Below are 12,894 nucleotides of genomic sequence, written 5' to 3'. Positions count from 1 at the left end.
GTGTCAGGAGCGGTGCGCGCGGGTCAGTCTTTAGCAGCAGAGCCGCCGTTCAGCCGGTCGGTGGGAACCCGGCGAAATACCCCGTTCGAGGTGGCGATCAGGGTGCCGTCTTCTGCCTCCAGCCGCCCGGCGATGAACAGGGTGCTGCGCCCGCCGCCGGTGATCTGCCCGGTTGCGGTAACCCGTCCGGCATAGGCGGGGGCGATGAACTGGGTGGTCAGGGAGATGGTCAGAAACGGCGCGCGTCCCGTGGGATCGACGCTCATCGAGCCGGTGGCGCCGCTGGCGCTGTCCAGCAGCGTGGTGGCGATGCCGCCGTGCAGAACTCCGTGGCGGTTCAGGTGCGTTTCGTTGAGGTCCAGCCAGCAGCGCGCGCCGCCATCACCTGCGCTGTTGCTGACGTCCAGAACATAGCCGATCAGGCGCTGCGGGCCGGTTTCGGAATGGATGATCAGGTCGTCAGTGGACATTGAAGGCTCCTTGGTCTGCGGGGGCTGGACTGCGCCGGTCGCGGGCACAACACGGGCGCGCGCAGCCGATTTTGCGGCACCTTAGCAGGGCCGTCGATCATTTCAATAATTAAAATGCAATTCCGATATGCGGAATTATCCGCGTTGGACAAGCGCCGGGCTTTTGCCTGTCATTCGCTCTAGCGTACGCACGGCGGCCTGCAGTTTCGGTCCCACTTCGTTCTCCATCCGCTCGACCGTCAGCATCTCGGGGGTGGCGCCGCAGGTGAAGACTACGGGCTCGTCGAATTCATGGCTGCGGAAGGGAACGGAAACCGCGTTGACCGTACTGGCATAGCGTAGCCCGTGCCCGGCAATCACGAAGCCCCGGGCGACCAGCTGCGAATAGGCATCCTCGCGCAGGCTGGCTACGGTGACGTCGGAATCCTCGACCATTTCGCCATAGGTGTCGACGTAGCTGGCGAATTCCCTATCCGACTGGGCCGCGAGTTGCGCCTGTCCCGAGGAGGAATGCGTCAGCGGGATACGGTGACCGACCTCCAGCCAGATCGATGACGCCTGATGCGGGCGCCAGGTCTTGGTCAGCAGGATCTTCTGATCGTCTCGCACCCCGATCAGAACCAGGGTGCCGGTTTCATCCGCCAGCGGCTGCATGATGTCGGTGGCCGTGTCCACAAAGGACACCGAAGCCGCCGCTACATTGCCAAGGGCCAGCAGGGCCGGGCCGGGGCGATACCGGTCATGCCGGTGCCCATGCGACAGGTAGCCAAGCGCCTGCAGGGTGAAGGTCAGCCGCGACACGGTGGATTTCGGCAGACCGGTGCGCTCGGACAGTTCCTGATTGCTGAGCCCGTCATCGCTGGGCCTGAAGGCGCGCAGAACACTCATCCCGCGCGCCAGGGTGGTTGCAAACCGGCGATCCGTCGGAGCTTCCTTGGCCATATGTGTCAATCCCGTCATGTTTTGCTTCAGACCGGATTACATCATCGAGTTCGGTAGAAGCAACGAAATCGCGGGAAAGGCCATCAGAAGGATCAGGACAATGACGTCGACGGACAGAAACCGTGCGATTCCGGCAAAGATCCGGTCGATCGGCGCGTCCTTGCCCACCACATTGGCGATGACAAAGACGTTGAGACCCACCGGCGGGGTGATCAGGCCGATTTCCAACAGCTTGATGATCACGACGCCGAACCAGATCAGGTCCATCCCGTAGGTTTCCACCAACGGCACCACCAGCGGCAGGGTCAGAACCATGATCCCGATGGGATCAAGGAACATGCCCAGCAAAAGGTAGATCAGCGCAATCGACAGCAGCAGCCAGAACACCGACAGCTCGGCCTGGGTCACCACATCGACAATCGCGGGGGCGACGCCAGTCAGCGCCACGAAGGCGACAAAGATCTTGGCGCCAGCGGCGATGAAGAAGATCGACGCGGTCTGCAGGCAGGTTTCGCGGAAGGCCTCCCAGATCGAGGTCAGGGTCAGCTTGCGCTGCAGCACACCAATCAGCACCGCAAGGCTGAGACAGACAGCTGCTGCCTCGGTCGCGGTGAAGATGCCGCCGTAGATGCCGCCGATGATGACGATGAACAGCACGAAGGCAGGCCAGGCCAGTGCCGCGGCGCGGAACCTGTCGGCATAAGAAATCTCGGCCGTGTCCACCGGGGCGGCCGCCGGGTCGCGTTTGACCCAGATAAAGATCACCAGAACGAAACCGGCGAGGGTCAGAAGACCGGGCAGGATGCCAGCGACGAACAGCCGGTTGATCGAGGTTTCGGTGAAGATGCCGTAGATGATGAACAGAACGCTGGGCGGGATCAGGGATCCCAGGGTGCCGCCCGCTGCGACCGATGCGGTGGCCAGGCGGTTGTCATAGCCCATGCGCAGCATTTCCGGCGTGCAGATCCGGCCCATGGTCGAAGCGCAGGCAATCGAGGATCCGGTGATCGCGGAAAAGCCGCCGCAGCCCATAACCGAGGCCATGGCAACGCCGCCGGGCACCGCCGACAGCCAGACCCGCGCTGCGTGGTAGATCCGCGTGGTGATATCGGCCTTATAGGCGATATGCCCCAGCGCGATGAACAACGGTATCATCGACAGATCGTAGGAGTGAATAAGGTCGAAGGAGTTGGAGAACACCATTGAGGTGGTCGCCCGGATGGCGCGTTCTGGCATGAAGGTGCCGGTGCGGAAGGCGAAGATGCAGAAGGTGCCGACGGCCGCAACAGCGGCAAGGGTGAAGCTGATCGGCACCCGCAGCGCCAGCAGGATCAGAACGGCGGCAAAGGCAATCAGCCCAATCGTAGAGGCGTCCATCAGTCCAGTCCCTCGGCATGTGTGTCGGCAAAGCTGTAATCGCCCGCGCGGATGGCGCGGATGTCCTGCACCACCAGCACCAGAAGGCGCAGCCAGCACAGGGAAATCCCGATCAGGAAAATCAGGCGGCCGGGCCATTTCGGCAGTTCCAGATCGCCGTAGAAAAACCCGCCCGAGGTAAAGTTATGGGCAAATTCGCGCCCGCCGGCATAGATCAGCGGCATCAGGGCAAAGAGACCTACGATCGAGCCGAAGACCGCCAGCCAGGCCTGTGCCCGGGGCGGCAGGCGGTTGGCGAGGAATTCGACCGCTACGTGGCTGCGCGCCAGGGTGGCAGCGGCCAGCGGCAGCACGATGGCGGCGACCATCAGTTCGCGCACGATGACGATCGTGTCGGGCAGGGCCACGTTGAATATGGCCCGCGAAAATACGCTGGCGGTGATCATCAGCCCCAGGGCGATGACGGTTGCCACCGCAAGGTTCAGCAGGAAAGTTTCCAGTGCTTTCAGCATCAGAGCCTCGTGTGGGTCAGGCATTGCAGGAGAAAAAGCGGGGGCGGCAAGAGGCCCGCCCCCGCAGTCGTTGGTCCCGGTGTGGTGTTGCCACCAGTCATGAGGAGGCGGGACCTACGGTTTAGCGGGTCCAGGGGTAACCCTTGCTGTCACGCTCTTCGGTGTATTTGGCGATCAGGCCGCGGTATTCCTCCAGGAGGGCCGCACCATCCATGCCGGATGCGTTCATCTGCTCAACCCAGGCGTCGATGTGCTTGGTACCGGCGGCGACCAGCTTGGCACGCTCTTCCTCGGGCAGGGTGAAGACCTCGATACCCTTTTCCTTCATGGTTTCGATGGCAGCATCGTTCGCGGTGGTGATCAGACGACCGAATTCATCCGCCATGCCGCGACCGGCATCCAGCAGGACCTGCTGCTGGTCTTCGGAAAGGCTGTCAAAGACGTCCTTGTTCATCAGGATACCAAGACCGCCGACCTGACCCCAGTTCAGCAGGGTGTAGTTGTCCATGACTTCCTGCTGTTTCAGGGCGGTGACAGCGTAGGAATAACCTTGCGAGCATTCCAGCAGACCGGTGTCCAGACCTTGGTAGGCCTTGTAGATGCTCATGTTGACCATGTTGCCGCCAAGCTCGCCGAAGACCTTGCCATAAGCGCCGGTGCCGCGGATCTTGCGGTCCTTGATGTCTTCGACCGAACGGATCGCATCGCCGGTGCAGCCGATGTGCACGGCGGAGGTGGTGAAGGTGCCGATGTAAACGAGGTTCTTCTTGGCCAGATCCTCGGCAATCACCGGGGAAGAGCGCATCAGTTCATCCGTGGCGCGCATGCCGACCCAGGCGTCGGGGTTGTCGAGCGGCAGATCCGCGATGCCATAGGACTGCATTTCCTGCGGGTAGTAGACTGCGATCACGGTGCCGAGGTCAGCAACGCCGTCACCGATGGATTGCACGGCGGCATTGGCCTTGAACAGGGCGCCGCCCCATTGCACGTCCACCTTCAGATCGCCGCCCGAGGTCTCGCCGACGGTATCGGCGAACCATTGCAGCGCGGCGGCACGGGCGCCGCGATTCGGGCCGGCCTCGCCGTGGATCAGGGTGGTCTGCGCCGAAGCAACGCCGGCAAAGGCCATCAGCGCAGCGGGCAGCAGGGCGGATTTCAGGCGTGATTTAAACGGGGTATTCATGACGGTCTCCTCCCAGAGATATTCCACTATGTAGAATTAAGTTCCGATATAGGGAAATTCTTGGCTGATCATGGGGAGAAAGGCAACAGGATTCTTGTGTCGATTGGCGCAGGCGGCTGACGCAAGGTCAGTTGCTGCATCGCAGCACTGAGGGTGCAGGCGGAGGGCTTCAGCCTCAAACCTGCAGAAATCCAATGGAAAACGGGAAAGGGGTGGAAATTCAGCCGAGAAAGTCGCGGTCGCGGGCGTTCTTCAGCGTTTCCTGTGGGGTACATCCATAGCGTGTCTTGTAGTATTGTGAGAACCGCCCGAGATGGGTCATGCCCCAGCGTTCGGCCACTTCGGTGACGCTGGCCTCGCGCCGCCCCTGCAGCAGATCCTCGTGTGCCCGCTGCAGGCGGATGTCACGCAGATAGGCCATGGGCGCCATCGACAGGAAGCGTTTGAACCCCAGTTGCAGGTTGCGCGCGCTGACCCCGGCATAGGCGGCGATCTCGTCGATATCCAGCGGGCGGTCGAGGTTGGCCAGCATATAGGCCTGCGCCCGGCGCACATGGCCGGGAATGACCGAAGAGGTCACCCGCCGCAGCTGGCCGGAATAGTTGTGCCGGTGCGCCTCCAGCAGGCCGGTCATCACCGTGTTTTCCATGTAATGCGTCAGCAGCGGGCTGGGATTTGCCAAAACGGCGGACGGGGCAGGGAATGGGGCGCTGGGGGGCAGGGCAGGATCCCGCGCCTGTTCCGCATCCGCCACCAGAAGATGCACCAGACGCAGCAGCCGGGTCCCGGCGGCGCTGGTCAGATCCAGCGCCCCTTCGAATGCGATGGGTTGATCGGTGGTGAGGCCGAGATTGGCATTGGCGTGGGCCGTCAGCGCCCGGCGGCTGATCTGCAACAGCAGCTGTTTGCAGCCTTCCTCCCAGATCATCGTGGTTTCCCGGTGTGGGTTCAGCACCGCCGCCCGCCCCGCATCGCTGGTATAGCGATCGGTGCCATTGACGATGGCGGCGCTGCCGCTGACCGGGATCTGCACCAGATAGAACTGATCCAGACATCCCGGTGCGATCTGCGTCTTGGCGCCATATTCGATGTAGTTCAGCGACACGCGCTCCCCTGGCACATGGTGATGCCGCGCCTGGAATGGCGCCTTGCCGATGGTATTGAGCTGATGCGGACAGAAAATGCGGCCGACGGCCTCCCGGGCCTCGTCCAGATCGTGGGTGCGGAACCGCGCAAACCGCGCAAGCGGTACTGCCGGTTCCCGGAATGTCTCCTGCGGGCCTGGCATCTGTCGTCCTGTTGAACCTGCCCCTGCATAGCACGGGTTCCGCCATTCCACCTAGGGCGACGCAGATTTCTTCGTTTTTTGGATAATGGCTGCGCCTATCGGATAGCCGGAGACCGATGCGGCGGGAAACCTGTCTTTCACAACTGCACAAGAACCACAACAGCACGACAGGGATATGACAGATGAAGGGACTGGACGGCAAGGTTGCCATCATTCCAGGCGGCGCCACCAAGATCGGCGCAGCCATCGCACAGGCGTTCCGCGCCGCGGGCACAAAGGTAATGATCGCCGACATCAATGAAGAGGCAGGTCAGGCGCTGGTGGGCGATGGTATTGCCTTTTGCAAGACCAACCTGCGCGAGGACGATGACATCGCGGCGCTGGTCGCGGCCACCAAGAAAGAATTCGGGCGCATCGACTTTCTGGTCAACGTGGCCTGTTCCTACCTCGACAACGGCGCGGAATCGACCCGGGCGGAGTGGCTGGAAAGCCTTGATGTGAACATCGTCGGCTCGGTCATGCTGATGCAGGCCGCGCGCGAAGAACTGGCCAAGAACCGCGGCGCCATTGTCAATTTCGGCTCGATCTCGGCGCGCGTCGCGCAAAAGGGTCGCTGGCTCTATCCGGTCTCCAAGGCGGCAATCCTGCAGCTGACGCGCAACCAGGCGATGGATCTGGCGCCCGATGGCATCCGCGTCAACGCGGTCAGCCCCGGCTGGACCTGGTCCAACATCATGGATGAGCTGACCGGCGGCGACCGGGAGAAAACCGACAGCGTGGCCAAGCCGTTCCACCTGCTGGGGCGCACCGGCAACCCCGAGGAAGTCGCCAATTCGGTGCTGTTCCTCTGCTCGGACGAGGCGGGCTTCATCACCGGCACCGATATCCGCGTCGACGGGGGCTATACCGCGATGGGGCCGGAACGCGACGAAGAAGCCATCGCCCAGCTGATGGCCTGAGCCTGCGCACAAAAACAAACCGACAGGGAGTAACAACCATGAGAAAGATCACCATCATCGGTGGCGGCCAGTCCGGACTGCAACTGGGGCTTGGTCTGTTGAAACAGGGCTACAAGGTCCGCATCGTGCAGAACCGCACCGCCGAAGACATCAAGACCGGCCGCGTCATGTCCAGCCAGTGCATGTTCGGCGAATCGGTACAGAACGAGCGCGATCTCGGTATCGATTTCTGGACCGAGGACCAGTGCCCCCCGGTCGAAGGCATTTCCTTTGCCGTGCCGCACCCCGAAGAGGCAGGCGCCAAGGCAATCGATTGGACCGGGCGGCTGGACCGCTTTGCCTATTCGGTGGACCAGCGGGTCAAGATCCCGGTCTGGCTGGAGGAGTTCGAACGCCTCGGCGGCCAGCTGGTCATCAAGGAAGCCGGCATCAGCGATCTGGAGCTTTATGCGCGTGAAGACGATCTAGTGCTGGTCGCCTCGGGTAAGGGCGACGTGGGTCGGCTGTTCGAACGCGACGCGGAAAAATCCCCCTATGACAAGCCGATGCGCGCGCTGGCGCTGACCTATGTCACCGGCATGACCCCGCGCCCCGATCATTCGGCGGTCTGTTTCAACCTGATCCCGGGCGTTGGCGAATATTTCGTCTTCCCGGCGCTGACCACCACCGGCCCTTGCGAGATCATGGTGTTTGAAGGCGTGCCGGGTGGTCCGATGGATTGCTGGGGCGATGTGAAATCCCCCGAACAGCATCTGGCGAAATCCAAAGAAATCCTGTCGACCTTCCTGCCCTGGGAGGCCGAGCGTTGCACCGATATCGAACTGACCGACGACAACGGCATCCTCGCGGGCCGCTTCCCGCCGACAGTGCGCAAACCGGTGGCGACGCTGCCCTCGGGCGCCAAGGTTCTGGGCATCGGCGATGCGGTCTGTCTCAACGATCCGATCACCGGGCAGGGGTCCAACAACGCCTCCAAGGCGGCCAAGGTCTATATGGACCGGATCCTCGCGCGGGATGATCTGCCCTTTGACGAGGCCTGGATGCAGGGCACCTTCAACGCCTATTGGGACTATGCGCAATGGGTGGTGAACTGGACCAACATGATGCTGCTGCCGCCGCCGCCGCATGTGCTCAATATCATGGGCACCGCCTGCGCCGAGCCGCGTCTGGCCAACCGGATCACCAACGGGTTCGACGATCCGCGCGACTTCTTCCCGTGGTTTGCCGATCCGCAGGCGGCAGAGGCCTATCTGTCGCAATTGCAGGCGGCCTGAGGCATGGGCATGAGCGTCGATCCAGCCAGCTTCCGTTCGGCGATGGCGCGGTTCCCGGGGGCGGTGACGGTGATCACCGCCCTGTCGGGGCCAGATGCGGGCCGGGAACGTCGGGGCATCACCGCCACCGCCGTTTGTTCGGTTTCGGCCGAGCCGCCCAGCCTTCTGGTCTGCGTCAACCGCGCCACCGGCACTGGCGCCGCGATCCGGGACACCGGGCGGTTCAATGTCAACTTGCTGGCCAAACCCGATGGCCTGCTGGCCTTGCAATTCGCGGGGCAGGGCGGGGTCACCGGCGAAGAGAAATTCGCCGAGGGCGATTGGCAGGAGGACTCCCGCGGCCTGCCACGCCTTGCCTCTGCGCTATTGTGTTTTTCCTGCGAGGTACGCGAAGCGACCGAGGCGGGCAGCCATACGGTATTCATCGGTGAGATCACCGATATCGCCCACGGCGATGGCGAGCCGCTGCTGTATGAACGGTCGGGGTTCCAGTGCCTCGCCCCGATCTGAAGACCGGTTTCCGGGCGCGTCAGTAACCGCGCGCCCGGTCCACCTCGTGCAGCAGCGCCTGACCGGTGCCAAGGCGGCGCAGGTTCTCCACCACATCCCCCAGTGCATCCCCCAGATGCCAGCCCGACACATGCGGGGTGATGGTCACACGCGGGTGGCGCCACAGCGGATCATCTTGGGGCAGGGGTTCCGTGCACAGGACATCCAGCACCGCATGACCGGGCGTGCCGCGATCCAGCGCTGCGATCAGGGCGGCCTCGTCGATCAGATCGCCGCGCCCGGCATTGATCAGCACCGCGCCGGGCTTCATCGCCGCCAGCAGTTCCGCATCCATCAGCCCGCGCGTATCGGCGGTCGAGGGCAGGATGGCGCAGACATAATCGCATTGGCCCAGCATCTGCGGCAGTGCCTCTGCGCCGTGGTGACAGGTGATGCCTTCAATCTCCTTGGGGGAGCGGCTCCAGCCGTGAACCTGAAAGCCAAGGCTCGCCATCAGCCGTGCGGTCAACCCGCCGATATGGCCGAGGCCAAGAACGCCGACCGTTGTCACATGGGTGCGTTTCGGGGCCACCGAATCCCATTCAGCCCGGGCCTGCGCCGCCGCGTGATGCAGGAGATTGCGCTGTTCGCGCAAAATATAGGCGAGGCAGTATTCCGCGATTTCGCGCGCGGGTTCTTCCGGCTTCAGCCGTGCCACGCGCACATGCGGCGCCACGGTGGGGTGATTGACGATGGTTTCGACCCCGGCGCCCAGTTTCTGCACCAGTTGCAGATTGGGCAGCTGTGCGGCGATGTCGGTTTTCAGCGAAGAAACGGCCAGCATGGTGATCTCATCCAGGTTGCCAGGGTTTGAGGCCGGGCGGATATCCGCGCCGGGGCTGAGCGCGCGCAGCTCTTCTGCCAGCTCTTCTTCGGTGAACCAGCCGCCATGTCCGATGCTGATAAGTAGTGCCATTCGCTCTGTTTCCTTCCGTTACTTCCGTACCGTCAGCCTGTTACGTTCCGTCACAGTGCTGGACAGCGTTCGCGCGACTAAGCCATGATTTCAGCCAAAGCGAAAGGCGCAGGGAGGAAGGTCATGGATATGAATTTTGGGATGCGGGACGAGAACCGCAAGCTGCTGGATCGGGTCGCAGCGATGGTGCGCGATGAGATCATGCCGCTGGAAGCCGAATACCAGGCTGAGATCGGCAAGGGCGACCGCTGGGCCTATACCGAACGTCAGGCCGAGATCCTTGAAGGGCTGAAGGCCAAGGCGAAAGCTGCCGGTCTGTGGAACTTCTGGCTGACCGACAGCGACCGTGGCTTTGGCCTCACCACCGTGGAATATGCCCACTTTGCCGAGGAAATGGGCAAGACGCCGCTGGGCTCCGAAGTGTTCAACTGTTCAGCTCCCGATACCGGCAATATGGAAGTCTTCGAGCGCTACGGTACCGAAAAGATGAAGAAGGAATGGCTGGCGCCGCTTCTGGAGGGGGAAATCCGCTCCGCCTATCTGATGACCGAGCCGGAAGTTGCATCTTCCGATGCCACCAATATCGACATGTCCTGCGTACGCGATGGCGATGATTATGTCTTGAATGGTGAAAAATACTGGGCCTCGGGTGCGGGCGATCCGCGCTGCAAGGTCTATATCGTAATGGTGCGCACCGGCGGTGATGATCTGCCCAAGCACGGGCGCCATTCGATGATCGTGGTGCCTGCCGATGCGCCGGGCATCGAGATCCTGCGCCCGATGGAGGTCTTCGGCCACGATGATGCGCCCCATGGCCACATGCACCTGCGCTTCACCAACGTGCGCGTTCCGGCCGAGAACCTGCTGGTTGGTGAAGGACGCGGCTTCGAGATCGCCCAGGGACGTCTTGGGCCGGGCCGTATCCACCATTGCATGCGCTCGATTGGTCAGGCCGAGTCGGCGCTGGAGCTGATGTGCCGCCGCTCGCTCGAGAAAGAAGCCTTTGGCAAGAAGCTGGCGCAGCTGGGGGCCAACTACGACATCATTGCCGAATGCCGCATGGAGATCGAGATGGCGCGGCTTCTGTGCCTCAAGGCCGCCTGGATGATGGATCAGGGCGATGCGCGCGCTGCCGCGCCGCATATCTCGCAGATCAAGGTGGTTGCCCCGCGCGTCGCGCTGAAGGTGCTGGACGAGGCGATGCAGATGCATGGCGGTCAGGGCATTTCCCAGGACACGCCGCTGGCCATGGGCTGGACCTGGCAGCGGGCGCTACGCTTTGCCGATGGGCCGGATGCGGTGCACCGCCGTCAGGTGGCACGGACCGAACTGAAGAAATACACGCAGGAAAAGGTCTGAACCTGATGTCAAAGGCGCAGTCGCCGAACGCCCTGTCGGCGGCGCCGTTCTTTTCCCAGCGCACCGATGGCGCTTTTGTCGGCAATGACCCGGCCCGGGGGCCCTGGTCCCCGGATCATTGCCACGCCGGTCCGGTCACCGGGCTGGTGGCGCGGGCGGCAGAGCAGGCGGTGGGGCCGGGCAAGATGCTGACCCGGCTCACCCTCGACATCCTGCGCCCTCTGCCGCTGGCGGGGCTTTGGGTGGCGGCGGAAACCACCCGCCACACCCGGACGCTGGCAACCACTTCGGTGACGGTCCACGATGACGGCGGAACGCTCTGCGTGCGGGCCTCTTCGATGCATCTGGTCGAGAAGGATCTGGGGCAGGTGCCGACGGCGCCGGTCACGCCCTTGCGGCTGGAGGAGGCCACGCCTGGCGATTTCACCGTCGGCGCCGGGCTGCACGACAGGCCCTATTTCGGGCAGTTTCTGGATGTTGCCTACCCACCGGGGGCGGGCTTTGGCCCTGGCCCTAAGGCGATGTGGATGCGCACGACGACCCTGCTGGAGGGAGAGGAGCAGTCGCCGATCCAGTCGCTCTGCGCGCTTGCCGATTGCGGCAATGGCATTTCCTGGAACGCGCGTCCGGCCGAGATGGGTTTCATGAACACCGACCTGACCCTGCATGTGCACCGCGCCCCGGAAAGCGACTGGCTGGCCTCCGATTCCGTGTCGCATTGGCACGGCACCGGCATCGGCATGTCGCAGTCGGTCCTGCAGGACACCAAAGGGCCGGTCGCAACCGCCTTGCAGACTTTGGTGCTGCACCCGCCCGCCTGAGGTTGCGGTGGGGCAGGGGCTCTCCCGCCTGTTTGCAGCATTCTGCGAATGCTCCGCACAGTTGGGCGTGGCGCCGCTGGCGCGGCGCAGGGCTGCTGGGGAAGCGGTTCAGGGGCAGGTCTGCCCTGAACGCGCGCCTTCGATTGTGAGTTTGAAATGCCGCCTCAAGGGTAAACCGCGCGTGCCGCGCGGCGGCAGGGCCGCCCTTGACCCGGCGCGTGAGGCTCGGAACCGCGCCGCGTTAGCGGCGCCCGGCCCAAGGCTTTGCTTTGCATCTGTGATGCAGGGAAAAGGCGCGGGAGCCTGCCCCCTCGTGCCATGGTGGGGCGTTTTGGTTATTCGGCGGCAAAGACCGGATCGGGGTAACCGACGCGGGCCAGATAGAGGCCATGTCCGGGGCAGACCGGGCCACAGGCGGCGCGATCGCGGGCTTCAAGTGCTGCCTTTACGTCGGCGGCGGACCAGCTGCCTGCGCCGACCCGTTCCAGCGTGCCGACGAAGCTGCGCACCTGATTGTGCAGAAAGCTGCGGGCGCGCACGTGGAAATGGATTTCCGGTCCGGTGAAGCCGTCGACCCGCTCCACCGTCAGCTCGTCCAGGGTTTTGACCGGGCTGGCGGCCTGGCAGATGGTGGAGCGGAAGGTGGTGAAATCGTGGTGCCCGATCAGGTGATCTGCGGCCTGCTGCATCGCATCGGCATCAAGTTCATGCGGCACCTGCCAGACCTGGCCTGCCTCATGGGTGGCCGGGGCGCGGCGCATCAGGATGCGGAAGAGGTATTGCCGCTCGACCGCCGAGAACCGCGCGTGCCAGTCATCGGTGACCCTTGCGCAGGCGGTGATGGCGACCGGATTGGGCTTCAGGTGGAAGTTCAGCGCTTCTGACAGGCGGAAGGGATCCCAGTCTTTCTGCAGATCGCAATGCGCCACCTGGCCCAGCCCGTGCACTCCGGCATCGGTGCGCCCGGCGGCGGCGATGGTGTGATCCCCAGGCTCCAGTCGCGCCAGCGCAGCCTCGATCGCCCCCTCCACAGAGGGGTGTTCCTTTTGCCTTTGCCAGCCGGCAAAGGGCGCCCCATGATATTCGACTTTGAGAGCAAAACGCGGCATGGCGCGGCAGTAGCGCGGTGTGGGACGCAAGGCAAGTCCTTTGCCCCGGCGGGCCTTTGCTTGCGGTATCGGGCACTGGTATCCAGCCTGGAGCCTGCCTATCTTGAGGTCAGCGGCCCCGCCGCCGGAGCGACA

13 protein-coding genes are annotated in these 12,894 nt (G+C 63.5%); 5 read left to right on the top strand and 8 right to left on the bottom strand.

Features of this window, described 5'->3' with window-relative positions; translation table 11 throughout:
• Positions 1-23: 23 nt before the first annotated feature.
• The 6 genes from AC5SSZ_RS18175 to AC5SSZ_RS18150 all read right to left on the bottom strand — a co-directional run bounded on the left by AC5SSZ_RS18175 (position 24) and on the right by AC5SSZ_RS18150 (position 5,772).
• A complete protein-coding gene (locus AC5SSZ_RS18175) occupies positions 24-470 on the bottom strand; it encodes a PaaI family thioesterase (RefSeq protein WP_274837617.1) in 447 nt (148 codons plus the stop codon).
• Between the two features lie 135 nt (positions 471-605).
• Positions 606-1,430, bottom strand: a complete 825-nt coding sequence (locus AC5SSZ_RS18170) for an IclR family transcriptional regulator (protein WP_237028378.1) — start codon at positions 1,428-1,430, stop codon at positions 606-608.
• Positions 1,431-1,448: 18 nt separating this feature from the next.
• Positions 1,449-2,789, bottom strand: coding sequence for a TRAP transporter large permease (locus AC5SSZ_RS18165; protein WP_065272635.1), 1,341 nt, complete (start codon positions 2,787-2,789; stop codon positions 1,449-1,451).
• Positions 2,789-3,301: a TRAP transporter small permease gene (locus tag AC5SSZ_RS18160; RefSeq protein ID WP_495439231.1), complete on the bottom strand. Its 513-nt coding sequence runs from the start codon at positions 3,299-3,301 to the stop codon at positions 2,789-2,791. Before AC5SSZ_RS18160 ends, AC5SSZ_RS18165 begins: the two co-directional genes overlap by 1 nt.
• 121 nt (positions 3,302-3,422) lie before the next feature.
• A complete protein-coding gene (locus AC5SSZ_RS18155) occupies positions 3,423-4,484 on the bottom strand; it encodes a C4-dicarboxylate TRAP transporter substrate-binding protein (RefSeq protein ID WP_065273719.1) in 1,062 nt (353 codons plus the stop codon).
• A gap of 220 nt (positions 4,485-4,704) precedes the next feature.
• Positions 4,705-5,772, bottom strand: a complete 1,068-nt coding sequence (locus AC5SSZ_RS18150; protein ID WP_495439228.1) for an AraC family transcriptional regulator — start codon at positions 5,770-5,772, stop codon at positions 4,705-4,707.
• A 182-nt stretch (positions 5,773-5,954) separates the two neighbouring features.
• Between AC5SSZ_RS18150 and AC5SSZ_RS18145 the strand changes: the two genes are divergently transcribed.
• Genes AC5SSZ_RS18145 through AC5SSZ_RS18135 form a run of 3 tightly spaced genes read left to right on the top strand, consistent with a single transcriptional unit; the run spans position 5,955 to position 8,515 of the window.
• Positions 5,955-6,731, top strand: a complete 777-nt coding sequence (locus tag AC5SSZ_RS18145; RefSeq protein ID WP_274837620.1) for an SDR family oxidoreductase — start codon at positions 5,955-5,957, stop codon at positions 6,729-6,731.
• A gap of 38 nt (positions 6,732-6,769) precedes the next feature.
• Positions 6,770-8,005 (top strand): styrene monooxygenase/indole monooxygenase family protein, encoded by a 1,236-nt coding sequence (locus AC5SSZ_RS18140; RefSeq protein ID WP_274831339.1) that lies wholly within the window; start codon positions 6,770-6,772, stop codon positions 8,003-8,005.
• Positions 8,006-8,014: 9 nt separating this feature from the next.
• Positions 8,015-8,515, top strand: a complete 501-nt coding sequence (locus AC5SSZ_RS18135) for a flavin reductase family protein (RefSeq protein WP_274827701.1) — start codon at positions 8,015-8,017, stop codon at positions 8,513-8,515.
• A 19-nt stretch (positions 8,516-8,534) separates the two neighbouring features.
• Here AC5SSZ_RS18135 and AC5SSZ_RS18130 read toward each other — a convergent pair whose 3' ends face one another.
• A complete protein-coding gene (locus AC5SSZ_RS18130) occupies positions 8,535-9,470 on the bottom strand; it encodes a 2-hydroxyacid dehydrogenase (protein ID WP_368998664.1) in 936 nt (311 codons plus the stop codon).
• 123 nt (positions 9,471-9,593) lie between these two features.
• Between AC5SSZ_RS18130 and AC5SSZ_RS18125 the strand changes: the two genes are divergently transcribed.
• Together AC5SSZ_RS18125 and AC5SSZ_RS18120 are read left to right on the top strand one after the other, a co-directional pair.
• Positions 9,594-10,829: an acyl-CoA dehydrogenase family protein gene (locus AC5SSZ_RS18125; protein ID WP_274831336.1), complete on the top strand. Its 1,236-nt coding sequence runs from the start codon at positions 9,594-9,596 to the stop codon at positions 10,827-10,829.
• Between the two features lie 5 nt (positions 10,830-10,834).
• Positions 10,835-11,650 carry a thioesterase family protein gene (locus tag AC5SSZ_RS18120; RefSeq protein ID WP_370570704.1) on the top strand — a complete coding sequence of 272 codons (816 nt, stop codon included), beginning with the start codon at positions 10,835-10,837 and terminating at the stop codon, positions 11,648-11,650.
• Positions 11,651-11,985: 335 nt separating this feature from the next.
• Here AC5SSZ_RS18120 and truA read toward each other — a convergent pair whose 3' ends face one another.
• Complete coding sequence (truA, locus tag AC5SSZ_RS18115; RefSeq protein ID WP_495440319.1) at positions 11,986-12,759, bottom strand: tRNA pseudouridine(38-40) synthase TruA; 774 nt, start codon at positions 12,757-12,759, stop codon at positions 11,986-11,988.
• Between the last annotated feature and the right edge of the window lie 135 nt (positions 12,760-12,894).

The organism is Phaeobacter sp. CC-HEC084, assembly GCF_059429255.1.
Note: the sequence above shows the minus strand (reverse complement) of the source record. Positions and strands in the feature narration are given on the sequence as shown.